Source organism: Bradyrhizobium sp. OK095, from assembly GCF_900109945.1.
GTDB lineage: Bacteria > Pseudomonadota > Alphaproteobacteria > Rhizobiales > Xanthobacteraceae > Bradyrhizobium.
The window spans coordinates 176,294-191,420 of the sequence record NZ_FOBX01000011.1; the positions used below are offsets into that span (position 1 = coordinate 176,294).

The following is a 15,127-nucleotide window of genomic DNA, read 5'->3' on the forward strand; positions in this document are numbered from 1 at the left end:
GGCTGAATTTCTGTCGAGTGATTCTCTGTCGAGTGATTCATGGACTGGCTTGGTTTCACCATCGTCATTCTCTGCCTGCTCGTCTCCGGCTTTTTCGCCGCGAGCGAGACCGCGCTGACGGGCGCCTCGCGCGCCAGCATGCTGCGGCTCTCCAAGCAGGGTAATCGCGACGCCGACGTCGTTTCCCAACTGCTCGATATGCGCGAGCGCCTGATCGGCGCGCTGCTGCTCGGCAACAACATCGCCAATATCAGTGCCTCCGCGCTTGCCACCAGCATCTTCACGGCCTGGTTCGGCGATGTCGGCGTGCTCTACGCCACAGGCCTGATGACCGCGCTGGTTGTGATCTTTGCGGAAGTGCTGCCCAAGACCATCGCGATCAACGCGCCCGACCGCATGGCGCTGGCGGTCGCGCGCCCGATGCGGATGACGATGTACGTGCTGGGGCCGCTGCTCAGAATCGTAGAGGTCATCGTCCGCCTGTTGATGCGGCTGCTTGGTTTGGCCGGCGAGCATCAGGCGATCCTGTCGCCGACCGAACGCCTGCGCGGCGCGGTCGATTTGCTGCATCACGAGGGCAAGGTCGAGAAGCAGGACCGCGACATGCTCGGCGGCCTGCTGGATTTGCGCGAGCTCCAGGTCTCCGACGTGATGATCCATCGCACCGAGATGATGATGATCAACGCGGACCTGCCGCCGGAAGAGCTGGTGCGCGAGGTGCTGGCGACCGAATACACCCGCATCCCGCTCTGGCGCGAGAAGCCGGAGAACATCATCGGCGTGCTGCACGCCAAGGATCTCCTGCGCGCGATCCGGGCGTCGGACGGCGATATCTCGCGCATCGACGTCTCCACCATCGCGCTGCCTCCCTGGTTCGTGCCGGAGATGCGGCCGGTATCCGAGCAGTTGAAGGCATTCCGCCGCCGAAAAACCCATTTCGCGCTCGTTGTCGACGAGTACGGCGAAGTTGAAGGTCTCGTGACGCTGGAAGACATTCTGGAGGAGATCGTTGGCGACATCTCCGACGAGCATGACGTCGTGGTCGCCGGCGTGCGCGCCCAGCCGGACGGCTCGGTCGTGGTCGACGGCTCGGTGCCGATCCGCGATCTCAACCGCGCCATGGACTGGCATCTGCCCGATGAGGAGGCAACGACGGTCGCCGGCCTCGTCATTCACGAGGCGCGCTCGATCCCCGACCGCGGCCAGAGTTTTACCTTCCACGGCTTCCGCTTCCGTGTCCTCCGCCGTGAACGCAACCGCATCACTGCGCTCCGTATTTCACCGGTGTCGCGCGATGCGGAGATCGAGGAAGCCAAGCCACGGCGGGCCGGGACGTCGTTTTGAACCACGCGGACGGAGTCATCGTCCGCGAAGGCGGACGATCCAATACGCCGCGGCCGATCGATCGAATCTCGATGCTGGTGTTTACCGGATGCCCCGCCCCCGTGCGCAATTGCGCGCTAGGCGGGGCATGACGGCAGAATTGGCGAGTTTAGGTCCCGCCTTCCCCCGGCGCCTGCGCGTGGATCGCCAGCGCATGCACGCTGCCGGAAAGTTCCGCGGCCAGCGCTGCATTTATCATGCGGTGGCGGTCGACCCGGCTCTTCCCTTTGAAGGCGGCAGACACGATATAAACCCGAAAGTGCGTCTCGCCGCTCGGCCGATGGCCGGCGTGGCCCTCATGCAAATGTGACTCGTCGACGACCTGGAGGCTTTCCGGCGTGAAAGCTTCCTGCAACTTGTTGCTGATAGTGTCTTTCATAACCATGAGTGCCATTAAGGGACGTCTCCGCACCCCGTCAATGCCATAGGCCGCCTCTGGCGGCCGTTCGTAAGAACGCCGAAATGAAGTTTCGGCTATGGGCTAGCGCCTAATTGCAATGTCAAGACTTGAAGGTTTTTGCATTGCGTAGTCAAAGTTGGTCATGCCGATCGATTCATCAAAGTTCTTCGACTCCATCCGGGTCAAGCCGAAAGGCAAGCAGCCGGAAGCGAAGCCGCGCGACACCGTGGCCAACTGCGAATGGACCGGGTGTCAGAACAAGGGCGCCCATCGTGCGCCCAAGGGTCGCGACAATCAGCGTGAGTACTGGCACTTCTGCCTGAATCACGTGCGCGAGTACAACCAGAACTACAATTTCTTCTCCGGCATGAATGCCGACGCCGTCGCGCGCTATCAGAAGGACGCGCTGACCGGCCACCGTCCGACCTGGAAGATGGGCGCCAATGGCGGCGTCAAGAAGGGCGCGGAATCCGAGATCGATGGCGCCTTCGATCCGTTCAGCATGTTCCAGGAGCTCAACGGCCGCACCGGCTGGCGGAAGGGCCCAGAGGCCACCCAGCCCAAGGCCGAAACGCGCAAGGTCATGAACGCCGAGCGCAAGGCGCTCCAGGTCATGGGTCTCGGCCCTGATTCCACGCTCGCCGACGTCAAGAGCAAGTACAAGGCGCTGGTCAAGCAGCACCACCCCGACGCCAATGGCGGCGACCGCTCGACCGAGGACCGCCTGATCGAGATCATCAAGGCGTATAATTATCTGAAGACGGTGGTGCGGGAGGCCTGAGGTCTCCAGCCAAACTTGCGGTGTCGTCCCGGCGCGCTCTGACAGCGGGCTACGAATTCCTTCTCGTCGCATTGGTGGCAATCGCTGCCGCCGCGGTCCGGTTCTCGACGCCGAGCTTGGCGTAGATCTGCTCCAGATGCTTGTCGACCGTGCGCGGGCTTAATCCCAGAATCTGCGCGATGTCGCGGTTGGTCTTGCCTTTGCTGAGCCAGGCCAGCACTTCGCCTTCCCTCGTGGTGAGGCCGAGCTCGCTGGTGAATTCGGGCGGCAACGAGGTGCCGGACTCCCTGGATAACCGCAGCAGGAACTCGTTCGGCGCGGTTTCGCCCATGTAATAGAAGCGGAGTTGCGGATTGTCGGGCAGCGTCGCCGCCTGAGACTTCGCGCTGCCCTTGCCTTTCGCCTGTTCCAGCCATTGCAGTAGCGAGGGCGGCAGCACGAAGTCGTCGGCCTGCGCGCCGTGATGATCGGCCAGCAGTTTTTGCGCCTGCGGCGTCGCCCAGAGGATGTTGCCCTGGCGGTTGACCGCGAACAGGAAGCGGCCGGAGACGTCGAGCGCGGCGCGGGCGCTCTGGGTCAGGCGGGCGTTGCCGAGATGGACGCGGATGCGCGCCAGCATCTCCTCGATCACGATCGGCTTGGTCACATAGTCGACGCCGCCGGCTTCCAGCCCGCGCACGATGTGCTCGGTCTCCGCGAGGCCGGTCATGAAGATCACGGGCACATTGGCAAGGCCCGCATCGCGCTTGAGCCGGCGGCAGGTCTCGAACCCGTCAATGCCGGGCATCACGGCATCCAGCAGCACGATGTCGGGCGTGATCTGATCGACGATGCGCATCGCGGCGGCGCCGTCGAGCGCCACCATCACCGTCATCCCCGCGCCGTCGAGCGCGTCGGTCAGCAGCCGCAGCGTCTCCGGGGAATCGTCGACCACGAGCGCGATGTCGCGCTTTTTCGACTCAGTGTTCATACGCATGCAATGTTTTCAATGTGGCCATGTACTGGTCGAGATCAAAGCGGTCGACCAGCGACCGCATCTGCGCGACGAAGTCGGCATGTTCCGGATGCTCGCTGCCGATCTCGTCCAGCTTCAATTGAATGCCCTTGACGTAGCCGATCTGGCCGAGCCCGATCAGCGCCTCGATGTGTCGCACCGGCGGTCGCGAGCCGCTCTCCGGCCGCCAAAACGGTACCGCGATCTCGTCCGAACCGTATTGCCATTCGATCTTGAGAAGCTGACGGACCGCTTCGAGGAGCCGCGGGATGTCGATCGGCTTCATCAGATAGCCGTCGTGGAAGGGCTGCGCCAGCGGCGTGCCGTGGGCTTCGAGCGCGCTCGCCGACACCATCAGGATGCGCGCCTGATGGTGGCCGTTCGCACGCAGCGTCTCCGCGACAGTCCAACCGTCCATGCCCGGCATCGAGATATCGAGCAGGAACAGATCGGGCCGGCAGTGTTGCGCCAGCGCCAGGCAGCCGGGCCCGTCGGGGGCACTGAGCAGAATGAAGCCGAGCGGTGTCAGCACCTCGCGCAGGAGATCGCGATGAACGGGATCGTCGTCGGTGATCAGGATGGTCTTGCGCGCGCCGTGATAGCCGGAGACCGGTGCCTCCACCGGCGCAATGCGCTGCGGATTGGTAACCTCCGACAGCAGCATCTTGACCTTGAAGGTGCTGCCGCGGCCAACCGTGCTCAAGACCTTGATGTCGCCGCCCATCACGCCGGCGAGCAGCCGGCTGATGGTCAGCCCCAACCCTGTTCCAGTCTGCGGCTGCGAGACACCGAGCGCGCCGCGCTCAAACGGCGCAAAGATGCGTTCGAGGTCGTCGCCCTGGATGCCTGGCCCGGTGTCGATGACCTCGAACTCGGCAACAGGGCTCCGATAGTGCACCACGAACTGCACGCTGCCGGTCTGGGTGAACTTGATCGCGTTCGAGAGCAAATTGATCAGTACCTGGCGCAGCCGCTTCTCGTCGGCATAGACCACGACAGGCAAATGCGCCGGCCGCCTGAACACGAAGTCGACGCCTTTGGCTGCGGCCTGAAGACGGAACATGCCGACGAGCTGGTCGAGGAATTCGCTCAGCCGCACCTCGTCGCGCGAGAGATATAGCCGCCCCGCCTCGATCTTGGAGATGTCCAGAATGCCATCGATCAGGCCGGAGAGGTGATCGGCGCTGCGGCGGACGACGCGGACCTGGTCGCGTGGCTTGGTGGCGAGCGTAGCGTCCTGCTCGAGCAGCTGGGCATAGCCGCTGATCGCGTTCAGCGGCGAGCGCAGCTCGTGGCTCAGGCCCACGACGTAGCGGCTCTTGGCGAGATTGGCGGATTCTGCGACCTCCTTGGCACGCTGGAGTTCGGCATCGGTGCGCTTGTGCGCGTCGATCTCCTGGATCAGCAGCGTTGTTTGCCGTTTTGTCTCGGCCTCCGCCGCGCGGCGGCTCTGCTGTGCCAGCACGAACAGCCAGGCGACCACGCCGATGATGATGCTGAGCGAAAAGAACACCTTCCAGAGCACGTTGGAGACGAGCGTATTCTCACCATGCACGCTCACCGAGGTCTGGAGATAGATCAGTCCGAGCACCAGCGCGACGAGGCCAGCGGAGACGACGAACACGCCAATGTAATGCCCGAACTGCGAGTTGATCCGCTGATAGATCGGTTGCGGCAAAATCTTGCTGAGCGCGTCGGCGAATTGCACCTGCGCGCGCGCATGCGGCTTGCAGAGATCATGGCAGCGCGCGTCTAGCGAGCAGCACAAGGAACAGATCGGGCCGGCATAGGCGGGACAGGACGTCATGTCCTCCGGTTCAAAACTGTGCTCGCAAATACAGCACTGGATCGACTCGATATTCGCCCAGCTCCGCTTCGGCTTGCGCGCGATGTAGTATTTTCCGTTGGTGAGCCAGGCGATAACAGGCGCAGTGACGAAGGCCACCGTCAGCGCGACGAAGGCGGCGAGCGCCTTCATGGTCGGGCCGAACAGCCCGTAGAACGCCGCGATCGAAACGATGATCGCGAGCGTCATCGCGCCGACGCCGACCGGGTTGATGTCGTAGAGATGGGCGCGCTTGAACTCCATCTGCGGCGGACGGAGCCCGAGCGGCTTGTTGATGACGAGGTCGGACACCAGCGCGCCGACCCAGGCAATCGCGACGTTGGAGTAAAGCGCGAGCGTCTGCTCCAGCGCCTTGTAGACGCCGATTTCCATCAGGAGCAGCGCCACCATCACGTTGAACACCAGCCACACCACGCGTCCGGGGTGGCTGTGGGTCAGGCGAGAGAAGAAGTTCGACCATGCGATCGAGCCGGCATAGGCATTGGTGACGTTGATCTTGAGCTGCGACAGCACGACGAAGAAGCCGGTCAATGCCAGCGCGAGGTCCGGCTCCGACAGCACGTATCGAAAGGCCACGAGATACATATGCGCGGGCTCGGCCGCCTCTTCGGGCGGCACACCGTGGCTGAGCGCAAAGAAGGCGAGGAACGAGCCGGCCAGCAGCTTCAGCGCGCCGAGCACGATCCAGCCGGGTCCCGCGCTCATCAGCGCGATCCACCACGACGTCCTGGAGGTGCGGCGGTCGCGCGGCAGAAATCGCAGGAAGTCGACCTGCTCGCCGATCTGCGCCACCAGCGAGAACACGACCGAGGATGCGACGCCGAACAGCAACAGGTCGAAATGGCCGCCGAGGTCGCCGTGCTCGCCGGCATATTGGCGCCACTCCGTGAACGAGTGGGGACTGGCCCATGCGATCGCGGCAAAAGGCAGGATATGCAGGACGATCCAGAGCGGCTGCGTCCAGAGCTGGAAGCGGCTGATCAGCGTGATGCCGTAGGTCACCAGCGGGATGATCGCGACCGCGCTGATGAGGTAGCCGATCGGGCGCGGGATGCCCAAGCACATCTCCAGCGCGGTCGCCAGAATCACCGCCTCGATCGCAAAAAAAATGAAGGTGAAGGAGGCGTAGATCAGCGAGGTGATGGTCGAGCCGATATAGCCAAAGCCCGCGCCGCGGGTGAGCAGGTCAATGTCGATGCCGCATTTGGCGGCATAATAGGCAATCGGAACGCCGCAGCAGAAGATGATGGCGGAGACGACGAGGATCGCGGCGGCGGCATTGGTGACGCCGTAATTGAGGGTAATGGTGCCGCCGATCGCTTCAAGCACCAGGAAGGAGATGGCGCCCAGCGCAGTGTTGGCGACGCGGGCGGCGGACCAGCGGCGCGCGCTCTTGGCGGTGAAGCGCAGCGCGTAGTCTTCCAGCGTCTGGTTGGCGACCCATTGATTGTACTGGCGCCTGACGCGGTCTATTCGCTGCCGCCCTGCCACTCGAACCCCACTCCCGAAGTCGTCCAAAACCTCTCGTGAACTCGCAAATCCCGTACCAAAAGCCTACGTCGGTATTTTGCGGTGCAGTATACGCGATCTTGCGTATGCTTGCGGTGCACAAATTCGAGCCATCCTCACGAGACCAAGCGTGTGTCTCGAAAAAAAGGTGGGGTGCTCATGTCAGACGAACCAAACAAGGGCCTATTGTCGCCGTTACGGCGCAAATTATTGATGGGAATGGCCGCCTTGCCGGCCATCACGATGCTGCCGAAGGCGTCGTTTGCGCAGGCGCCTGCGACCTCGGCGGTCAACACCACGGGCCTCGCGGTCACCGACACCGAGGTCACGGTCGGCATCCTGCACTCGGCGACAGGCACCATGGCGATCTCCGAGACCGGCTCGATCGAAGCCGAAAAGCTGGCCATCGAGCAGATCAACGCGATGGGCGGCGTGCTCGGCCGCAAGATCAAGTTCATCCAGGAAGACGGCGCCAGCGACTGGCCGACGTTTGCTGAAAAGGCCAAGAAGCTTCTCGTCAACGACAAGGTCGCGGCCATCATGGGCTGCTGGACTTCTGCCTCGCGCAAGGCGGTGCTGCCGGTCGTCGAGCAGTACAACGGCATGCTCTACTACCCGACCTTCTATGAAGGCCTCGAGCAGTCCAAGAACGTGATCTACACCGGCCAGGAAGCGACCCAGCAGATTCTCGCCGGCCTGAACTGGATCGCCAAGGAAAAGGGCGCCAAGTCGTTCTTCTTCGTCGGCTCCGACTACATCTGGCCGCGCACCTCGAACAAGATCGCGCGCAAGCACGTCGAGAACGTGCTGAAGGGCAAGGTCGTCGGCGAGGAGTACTATCCGCTCGGCAACACCCAGTTCAACTCGGTCATCAACAAGATCAAGCTGACCAAGCCTGACGTGATCTTCACCGACGTCGTCGGCGGCTCCAACGTCGCGTTCTACAAGCAGCTCAAGGCGGCCGGCATCGACCTCTCCAAGCAGGCGCTGCTGACGATCTCGGTGACCGAAGACGAAATCGACGGCATCGGCGGCGAGAACATCGCGGGCGCCTATGCCTGCATGAAGTACTTCCAGTCGCTCGACAATCCGAACAACAAGACCTTCGTGCCCGCGTTCAAGAAGATGTGGGGCGAAAAGACCGTGATCGGAGACGTCACCCAGGCTGCCTATCTCGGCCCGTGGCTGTGGAAGTTGACGGTCGAGAAGGCCGGCTCGTTCGACGTCGACAAAATCGCGGCGGCTTCGCCGGGCGTCGAGTTCAAGGGCGCGCCGGAAGGCTATGTGCGCATCCACGAAAACCATCACCTCTGGTCGAAGACCCGGGTGGGACGCGCCAAGCTCGACGGCCAGTTCGAGCTGATCTTCGAGACTGCCGATCTCGTCGAGCCGGATCCGTTCCCCAAGGGCTACCAGTAAGAAGCGCGACGTCACTCGCGCTTTCTCTCCTGACCACGCAGCTCCCTGGCGTGGACCGCAAATCCACGCCCAAGACCCCCGCGTCGCGAACCTGCTCGCGACGCGGGACCTTATCCCTGACGGAGGACATCGATGTTCGGCGACTATTCGCTTGGTGATCTTGGCTCCATCTTCGTCATGCAGGGTTTTGCAGGACTGATCTTGTTCTCGGTCTACGTGCTGATGGCGCTCGGTCTTGCGATCATCTTCGGTCAGATGGGCGTCATCAACATGGCCCATGGCGAGTTCATGATCCTCGGCGCCTACGTCACCTGGATGACCTCGAATCTATTCCAGACGTATTTGCCGAGCCTGTTCAGCGGCTACTTCTTCCTGGCGATGATCCTGGCCTTTGTCGCATCAGGTGCGCTGGGGATGCTGGTGGAATGGGTGCTGATCCGGCATCTCTACAAGCGCCCGCTCGACACGCTGCTCGCGACCTGGGGCCTCAGCCTGATCCTCCAGCAGGCCTTCCGCTCCGTGTTCGGCGCCCGCGAGGTCGGCGTCGACCTGCCGCAATGGATGCTCGGTTCGCTCCACGTGTCCGACAGCATCGAGGTGCCGATCAACGGCGTCTTCGTGATGTGCCTCACCGTCCTGATCACCGTCGGCGTCGCCTACGTGATGTACAAATCGCGGTGGGGCCGCCAGGTCCGCGCCGTCGTGCAGAACCGCATCATGGCCGGCGCGGTCGGCATCAATACCGAGAAAGTCGATCGTTACACCTATGGCCTCGGCTGCGGCATCGCCGGTGTTGCCGGCAGCGCCTTCACCATGATCGGCTCGACAGGCCCGACCTCGGGCCAGCTCTACATCGTCGATACGTTCCTGGTGGTCGTGTTCGGCGGCGCCGCGAGCCTGCTCGGCACCATCGCCTCGGCCTTCTCGATCTCGCAGACGCAATCCACCCTCGAGTTTTTCATGTCGGGCTCGATGGCCAAGGTGCTGACGCTGCTCGCCGTTGTCGGAATCCTGATGCTGCGGCCGCAGGGGCTGTTCGCCCTCAAGGTCCGGAAGTGAGAAACGGAAGGCTGATGCAATGACCGACAATCGGTTCGTCAATCGATCGGAGCTGATCGGAATTCTGGTGCTCGCGGTTTTCCTGGTGGTGGTGCTGCCGCTCACGCTCGACGTCTTCAGGCTCAACCTGGTCGCAAAATATCTGACCTATGCTTTCGTCGCGCTGGGACTGGTGATCTGCTGGGGCTATGGCGGCATCTTGAGCCTCGGCCAGGGCGTGTTCTTCGGCCTCGGCGGCTACTGCATGGCGATGTTCCTCAAGCTGGAAGCCTCCAGCCCCGAGAATACCAAGATCCAGTCGACGCCCGGCATTCCCGATTTCATGGACTGGAATCAGATCACCTCACTGCCGTACTTCTGGCAACCGTTTCACAGCCTCACCTTCACGATTGCCGCCATCATCCTGGTGCCCGGTATCTTCGCCCTGATCATCGGCACGGCGATGTTCAAACGCCGGGTCGGCGGCACCTACTTTGCCATCATCACCCAGGCGGTCGCGGCCATCCTCACCATCCTGATCGTGGGACAGCAGGGCTACACGGGCGGCATCAACGGCATGACCGATTTGCGGACGCTGAAGGGGTGGGACATCAGGCCGGATCACGCCAAGGTCCTGCTGTACTTCTTCGAAGTCGGGTGCCTGTTCGTCTGCATCATGATCGCGCAGTTCATCCGCCACTCCAAGCTCGGACGCATCCTGGTCGCGATGCGCGAGAAGGAGGACCGGGTCCGGTTCTCCGGTTACAGCGTCGCCAACTTCAAGATCTTCGCCTTCTGCATCGCCGCTGTGTTCGCCGCGATCGGCGGCGCAATGTTTGCGCTTCAAGTCGGATTCATGTCGCCGTCCTTCGTCGGCATCGTGCCGTCGATCGAAATGGTGATCTACACCGCGGTTGGTGGCCGGCTGTCGATCTTAGGTGCGGTCTACGGCACGCTGCTGGTTAATTTCGCCAAGACCAGCCTGTCGGAAACCTTCCCCGAATTGTGGCTGTTCGGATTGGGCGGCTTGTTCATCGCCGTGGTCCTGGCCTTCCCGAATGGTCTTGCCGGGATCTGGGGCGACTATGTGCAGCCGCGCATCGATCGCCTGATCCCGTCGCGCAAACCGAAACCTGAAGGCTGGACCGATAGCTCGGTCGCCGACGGCGCCCCGGCGGAGTGAGGAGATCATCATGCTCGTAGGTCATCACGATGCCGATGCCACACTGGCAGTGAGGAGATAGATCATGCTCGTCGGTCATCAGCCCAAGGAATTTTTGCTCGCCGTCGAAGCGCTGACCGTGTCGTTCGACGGGTTCAAGGCGGTCAACGACCTCTCTTTCTACGTCGACGAGAACGAGATCCGCGTCATCATCGGCCCGAACGGCGCCGGCAAGACCACCGTGCTCGACCTCATCTGCGGCAAGACCAAAGCCACATCTGGCTCGATCCAGTTCCGCGGCAAGGAGCTGACGCGGATGAGGGAGAACGAGATCGTCAAAACCGGGGTCGGCCGCAAGTTCCAGAACCCGTCGATCTATGACGATCTTACCGTATTCGAGAATCTGGAGATTTCTTACCCGCGCGGCCGCTCCGTATTCGGCGCGCTGACCTTCACCCGCGACGCCGCCGTGCGCGACCGCGTGCATGAAGTCGCTGAAATGATCTTCCTCAAGGACCGGCTGAACATGAACGCCGATCTGCTCAGCCACGGCCAGAAGCAATGGCTCGAGATCGGCATGCTGCTGATCCAGGACCCGGACTTGCTGATGCTCGACGAACCCGTCGCCGGCATGAGCGTGTCCGAGCGCACCAAGACCGCCGAGCTTCTCAACCGCATCATCAAGAACCGCTCGGTGCTGGTGATCGAGCACGACATGAAATTCGTCGAGGACATCGCACACAAGGTCACCGTGCTTCACCAGGGCCAGATCCTCTCCGAGGGCACCATGGAGAAGGTGAAGAACGATCCCAAGGTCGTTGAAGTTTACCTGGGCCACTGAGGAGAATCTCGATGCTGGCTATTTCCGATCTTCACGTCGCCTACGGCCAGAGCGAGGTGCTGCACGGCCTCAACGTCAAGGTCGCCGCCAACGAGATCGTGGCGATCATGGGCCGCAACGGCATGGGCAAGACCACGCTGATGAAGTCGCTGATGGGCATTTTGCCTACGAAGAGCGGTTCGGTGACTATGGACGGCGCCGAGCTCGGCAATCTGCCGAGCTACGAGCGGGTGGCCAAGGGGCTCGCCTATGTGCCGCAGGGTCGCATGATCTTCTCCACCATGACGGTGAAGGAGAACATCGAGACCGGGCTCGTCGTTTCCGGCGGCACCGAGGTGCCCGGCGATATCTACGAATTGTTCCCGGTGCTGCTGGAAATGAAGGGCCGCCGCGGCGGCAATCTCTCCGGCGGACAGCAGCAGCAGCTCGCGATTGCGCGTGCGCTCGCGACCAAGCCGAAGGTGCTGCTGCTGGACGAGCCGACCGAAGGCATCCAGCCATCGATCATCAAGGAGATGGCGCGCACCTTGAAGCGCATCCGCGATGAAAAGGGCCTGTCGATCGTCGTGTCCGAGCAGGTCCTGAGTTTTGCGCTCGATATCGCCGACCGCGTGCTGGTGATCGAGAACGGCGAGATCGTCCGCGACGATCCGCGCGACGCCGTCGATGCCGCGCAGGTCTCGAAATATCTGTCCGTCTAACCAACCGTAGTAAAGGGGAGCTTCTCGATGCCAGAGACACTGATCAAGGTCGATCTCACCAAGTCGGCTTACGAAAATGACATGGTGCATAACCGCTGGCACCCCGACATTCCGATCGTGGCCTGGGTCAATCCCGGCGATGACTTCATCATCGAGACCTATGACTGGACCGGCGGCTTCATCAAGAACAACGATTCCGCCGACGACGTCCGCGACATCGATCTCTCGATCGTGCACTTCCTTTCCGGCCCGATCGGCGTCAAGGGCGCCGAGCCCGGTGACCTGCTCGTCGTCGACTTGCTCGATGTGGGTCCGATGAAAGAGAGCATGTGGGGCTTCAACGGCTTCTTCTCCAAGCAGAATGGCGGCGGCTTCCTGACCGACCATTTCCCGCTGGCGCAGAAGTCAATCTGGGACATCAAGGGGCTCTACACCTCGTCGCGCCACATTCCCGGCGTCAATTTCGCCGGCCTGATCCATCCCGGCCTGATCGGCTGTCTGCCCGATCCGAAGATGCTGGACACCTGGAACAAGCGCGAGGCCGAGCTGATCGCGACCAACCCGACTCGCGTGCCCGGCCTTGCCAATCCGCCGTTCGCGCCGACCTCTCATGGCGGCCGCGCCAAGGGCGACGTCAAGGCCAAGATTGGTGCGGAAGGCGCGCGCACCGTGCCGCCGCGCGAGCATGGCGGCAATTGCGACATCAAGGATCTTTCGCGCGGCTCGAAAATCTACTTCCCGGTCTACGTACCTGGTGCCGGTCTCTCGATGGGCGATCTGCACTTCAGCCAGGGCGACGGTGAGATCACCTTCTGCGGCGCGATCGAGATGGCTGGCTGGCTGCATCTGAAGGTCGAGGTGATCAAGGACGGCATGGCGAAGTACGGTGTCAAAAATCCGATCTTCAAGCCGTCGCCGATCACGCCGAACTACAAGGACTATCTGATCTTCGAAGGCATCTCGGTCGACGAGCAAGGCAAGCAGCACTATCTCGACGTCACCATCGCCTATCGCCAGGCCTGCCTGAATGCGATCGAATATCTGAAGAAGTTCGGCTACTCCGGCGCCCAGGCCTATTCGATCCTCGGCACCGCACCGGTTCAGGGCCACATCTCCGGCGTCGTCGACGTACCCAACGCCTGCGCCACGCTGTGGCTGCCGACGGAGATCTTCGACTTCGACGTGATGCCGTCATCGGCCGGCCCGATCAAGCATATCAAGGGCGATATCCAGATGCCGATATCGCCGGACAAATAATCCCTGCGCGACGGGGTGCGGGACGGCGTGGTTTCGCCGCCCGGCATCCGCCGCGGCGGTACTCTCACAGGCTTTAGCGTAGGGATGATGCGATGCCGGTCTATGAATATCTCTGTGACGATTGCGGTCCGTTCAAGGATATGCGGCCGATGGCCGAATGCGACGATCCGCAGGTCTGTCCGCAATGTGAAATCATGGCGCCGCGGGTCATCCTGACCGCGCCGAACTTCTTCTGCATGCCGTCGGAGGCGCGCAAGGCGCACGCCGTCAACGAGCGCAGCTCGCACGCGCCGCAGACGCTGGCGCAATACAAGGCCTCGCATGGCCCGGGTTGCGGTTGCTGCTCGTCGGGAAAAACCGCGAAGGACAAGAGCTCGTCGGACACGAAGAAGCCGGCGCGGCTCGTGACCAAGACCAGGAGCGGCGCCAAGGGCTTTCCCACGGCGCGGCCCTGGATGATCAGTCACTAACGCGGCCGATTGATCGGCCGCGATCTCAAACAATAAAAGACAGGAGCGCTCAAAATGCTTCACGGTGATATTTCCAGCAGCAACGACACGGTCGGCGTCGCAGTGGTCAACTACAAGATGCCCCGCCTGCACACCAAGGCCGAGGTGCTCGACAACGCCCGCAAGATCGCCGACATGGTGGTCGGTATGAAGACCGGCCTGCCCGGCATGGATCTCGTGATCTTCCCGGAATACTCCACGCAAGGCATCATGTACGACTCCAAGGAGATGTATGAGACGGCCTGTGCGGTGCCCGGCGAAGAGACCGCTATCTTCGCCGGAGCCTGCCGCAAAGCTAAAGTGTGGGGCGTGTTCTCGCTCACCGGCGAGCGCCATGAGGAGCATCCGAACAAGGCGCCCTACAACACCCTGATTCTGATGAACGACCAGGGCGAGATCGTGCAGAAGTACCGCAAGATCATGCCGTGGGTGCCGATCGAGGGTTGGTATCCCGGCAATTGCACCTATGTCTCCGAAGGCCCGAAAGGCATGAAGGTCAGCCTGATCATCTGCGACGACGGCAATTTTCCCGAGATCTGGCGCGACTGCGCCATGAAGGGCGCCGAGCTGATCGTGCGCTGCCAGGGCTACATGTATCCGGCCAAGGAGCAGCAGGTCATGATTTCCAAGGCGATGGCGTGGGCCAACAACGTCTATGTCGCGGTCGCCAACGCCGCCGGCTTCGATGGCGTCTATTCCTATTTCGGTCACTCCGCGATCATCGGCTTCGATGGCCGCACACTCGGCGAATGCGGCGAAGAAGATTACGGCATCCAGTACGCCCAGCTGTCGAAACATCTGATCCGCGACGCGCGCCGCAACGGCCAGTCACAGAACCATCTCTACAAGCTGGTTCACCGCGGCTACACCGGCATGATCAATTCCGGCGAAAGCCCGCGGGGCGTCGCGGCGTGCCCGTATGATTTCTACAAGAACTGGATCGCCGATCCCGAAGGCACCCGCGACATGGTCGAGGCGATGACCCGGTCGACGCCGGGGACCGCGGAATGTCCGATCGACGGCATCCCGAATGAGGCGGCGGCGTCCAATTACTGAGCCATGTTCGTTCCGGGCCGCACGGTGTGAACGCCCGTGCATGCGTCTGGACATTCTGACGCAGGCTTGCGCGCCTGGAATGAGTATTGTGCCGCGCAAAACGTGGCGCAGTTGCAACATTGTTTCTGAATCAACTCCAGTTGTGGCCCAAACAGTCGATTCCCCGGATTCCGTAGTTTCACGGAGGGAACTCGTCGCCTAATTTGCGGCCGGCGCGGCCGAGAGCGCCGG

Annotated in this window: 13 protein-coding genes; 10 read left to right on the forward strand and 3 right to left on the reverse strand. The window is 62.2% G+C overall.

The genetic code is table 11. The features are described 5' to 3' along the window. Nucleotides 1-39 precede the first annotated feature (39 nt). The gene (locus BMW89_RS27425; protein WP_092030865.1) at nucleotides 40-1,344 is read left to right on the forward strand and encodes an HlyC/CorC family transporter; all 1,305 of its coding nucleotides are present in this window, start codon (nucleotides 40-42) and stop codon (nucleotides 1,342-1,344) included. A 148-nt stretch (nucleotides 1,345-1,492) separates the two neighbouring features. Here the strand turns inward: BMW89_RS27425 and BMW89_RS27430 are convergent, their stop codons facing one another. Beyond that, nucleotides 1,493-1,768: a BolA family protein gene (locus BMW89_RS27430; protein ID WP_092031037.1), complete on the reverse strand. Its 276-nt coding sequence runs from the start codon at nucleotides 1,766-1,768 to the stop codon at nucleotides 1,493-1,495. A 157-nt stretch (nucleotides 1,769-1,925) separates the two neighbouring features. Here BMW89_RS27430 and BMW89_RS27435 point away from each other — a divergent pair, with 157 nt between their 5' ends. Then, nucleotides 1,926-2,564 (forward strand): J domain-containing protein, encoded by a 639-nt coding sequence (locus tag BMW89_RS27435; protein ID WP_092030867.1) that lies wholly within the window; start codon nucleotides 1,926-1,928, stop codon nucleotides 2,562-2,564. A gap of 49 nt (nucleotides 2,565-2,613) precedes the next feature. On the opposite strand, the gene BMW89_RS27440 is transcribed toward BMW89_RS27435, so the two are convergent. Further along, nucleotides 2,614-3,540 carry a response regulator gene (locus BMW89_RS27440; protein ID WP_177196351.1) on the reverse strand — a complete coding sequence of 309 codons (927 nt, stop codon included), beginning with the start codon at nucleotides 3,538-3,540 and terminating at the stop codon, nucleotides 2,614-2,616. Then, nucleotides 3,524-6,895: a hybrid sensor histidine kinase/response regulator gene (locus tag BMW89_RS27445; RefSeq protein WP_092030871.1), complete on the reverse strand. Its 3,372-nt coding sequence runs from the start codon at nucleotides 6,893-6,895 to the stop codon at nucleotides 3,524-3,526. The genes BMW89_RS27440 and BMW89_RS27445 overlap by 17 nt, the downstream gene beginning before the upstream one ends. A gap of 177 nt (nucleotides 6,896-7,072) precedes the next feature. Between BMW89_RS27445 and urtA the strand changes: the two genes are divergently transcribed. The 8 genes from urtA to BMW89_RS27485 all read left to right on the forward strand — a co-directional run bounded on the left by urtA (nucleotide 7,073) and on the right by BMW89_RS27485 (nucleotide 14,896). Continuing rightward, entirely contained in the window at nucleotides 7,073-8,332 is a 1,260-nt protein-coding gene (urtA, locus tag BMW89_RS27450) for an urea ABC transporter substrate-binding protein (protein WP_092030873.1), read from the forward strand. A gap of 132 nt (nucleotides 8,333-8,464) precedes the next feature. After that, the gene (urtB, locus tag BMW89_RS27455) at nucleotides 8,465-9,391 is read left to right on the forward strand and encodes an urea ABC transporter permease subunit UrtB (RefSeq protein WP_092030876.1); all 927 of its coding nucleotides are present in this window, start codon (nucleotides 8,465-8,467) and stop codon (nucleotides 9,389-9,391) included. Nucleotides 9,392-9,410: 19 nt separating this feature from the next. Continuing rightward, complete coding sequence (gene urtC / locus BMW89_RS27460; protein WP_092030878.1) at nucleotides 9,411-10,553, forward strand: urea ABC transporter permease subunit UrtC; 1,143 nt, start codon at nucleotides 9,411-9,413, stop codon at nucleotides 10,551-10,553. A 64-nt stretch (nucleotides 10,554-10,617) separates the two neighbouring features. Next, entirely contained in the window at nucleotides 10,618-11,373 is a 756-nt protein-coding gene (urtD, locus tag BMW89_RS27465) for an urea ABC transporter ATP-binding protein UrtD (RefSeq protein WP_092030880.1), read from the forward strand. Nucleotides 11,374-11,384: 11 nt separating this feature from the next. After that, nucleotides 11,385-12,074 carry an urea ABC transporter ATP-binding subunit UrtE gene (urtE, locus tag BMW89_RS27470; RefSeq protein WP_092030882.1) on the forward strand — a complete coding sequence of 230 codons (690 nt, stop codon included), beginning with the start codon at nucleotides 11,385-11,387 and terminating at the stop codon, nucleotides 12,072-12,074. Between the two features lie 27 nt (nucleotides 12,075-12,101). Beyond that, nucleotides 12,102-13,331, forward strand: coding sequence for a formamidase (fmdA, locus tag BMW89_RS27475; protein WP_092030884.1), 1,230 nt, complete (start codon nucleotides 12,102-12,104; stop codon nucleotides 13,329-13,331). 92 nt (nucleotides 13,332-13,423) lie between these two features. Further along, nucleotides 13,424-13,801 (forward strand): FmdB family zinc ribbon protein, encoded by a 378-nt coding sequence (locus BMW89_RS27480; protein ID WP_092030886.1) that lies wholly within the window; start codon nucleotides 13,424-13,426, stop codon nucleotides 13,799-13,801. Nucleotides 13,802-13,855: 54 nt separating this feature from the next. Next, nucleotides 13,856-14,896, forward strand: a complete 1,041-nt coding sequence (locus BMW89_RS27485; RefSeq protein ID WP_092030888.1) for an aliphatic amidase — start codon at nucleotides 13,856-13,858, stop codon at nucleotides 14,894-14,896. Nucleotides 14,897-15,127 lie beyond the last annotated feature (231 nt).

What these genes read in the sequence shown, in the direction of transcription:
- BMW89_RS27425 (WP_092030865.1), top strand. Translation starts at nt 40, where the DNA reads ATGGACTGGCTTGGTTTCACCATCGTCATTCTCTGCCTGCTCGTCTCC.
- urtC (WP_092030878.1), top strand. Translation starts at nt 9,411, where the DNA reads ATGACCGACAATCGGTTCGTCAATCGATCGGAGCTGATCGGAATTCTG.
- fmdA (WP_092030884.1), top strand. Translation starts at nt 12,102, where the DNA reads ATGCCAGAGACACTGATCAAGGTCGATCTCACCAAGTCGGCTTACGAA.
- urtA (WP_092030873.1), top strand. Translation starts at nt 7,073, where the DNA reads ATGTCAGACGAACCAAACAAGGGCCTATTGTCGCCGTTACGGCGCAAA.
- BMW89_RS27480 (WP_092030886.1), top strand. Translation starts at nt 13,424, where the DNA reads ATGCCGGTCTATGAATATCTCTGTGACGATTGCGGTCCGTTCAAGGAT.
- BMW89_RS27435 (WP_092030867.1), top strand. Translation starts at nt 1,926, where the DNA reads ATGCCGATCGATTCATCAAAGTTCTTCGACTCCATCCGGGTCAAGCCG.
- BMW89_RS27430 (WP_092031037.1), bottom strand. Translation starts at nt 1,768, where the DNA reads ATGGTTATGAAAGACACTATCAGCAACAAGTTGCAGGAAGCTTTCACG.
- urtD (WP_092030880.1), top strand. Translation starts at nt 10,618, where the DNA reads ATGCTCGTCGGTCATCAGCCCAAGGAATTTTTGCTCGCCGTCGAAGCG.
- urtB (WP_092030876.1), top strand. Translation starts at nt 8,465, where the DNA reads ATGTTCGGCGACTATTCGCTTGGTGATCTTGGCTCCATCTTCGTCATG.
- BMW89_RS27485 (WP_092030888.1), top strand. Translation starts at nt 13,856, where the DNA reads ATGCTTCACGGTGATATTTCCAGCAGCAACGACACGGTCGGCGTCGCA.
- BMW89_RS27440 (WP_177196351.1), bottom strand. Translation starts at nt 3,540, where the DNA reads ATGCGTATGAACACTGAGTCGAAAAAGCGCGACATCGCGCTCGTGGTC.
- urtE (WP_092030882.1), top strand. Translation starts at nt 11,385, where the DNA reads ATGCTGGCTATTTCCGATCTTCACGTCGCCTACGGCCAGAGCGAGGTG.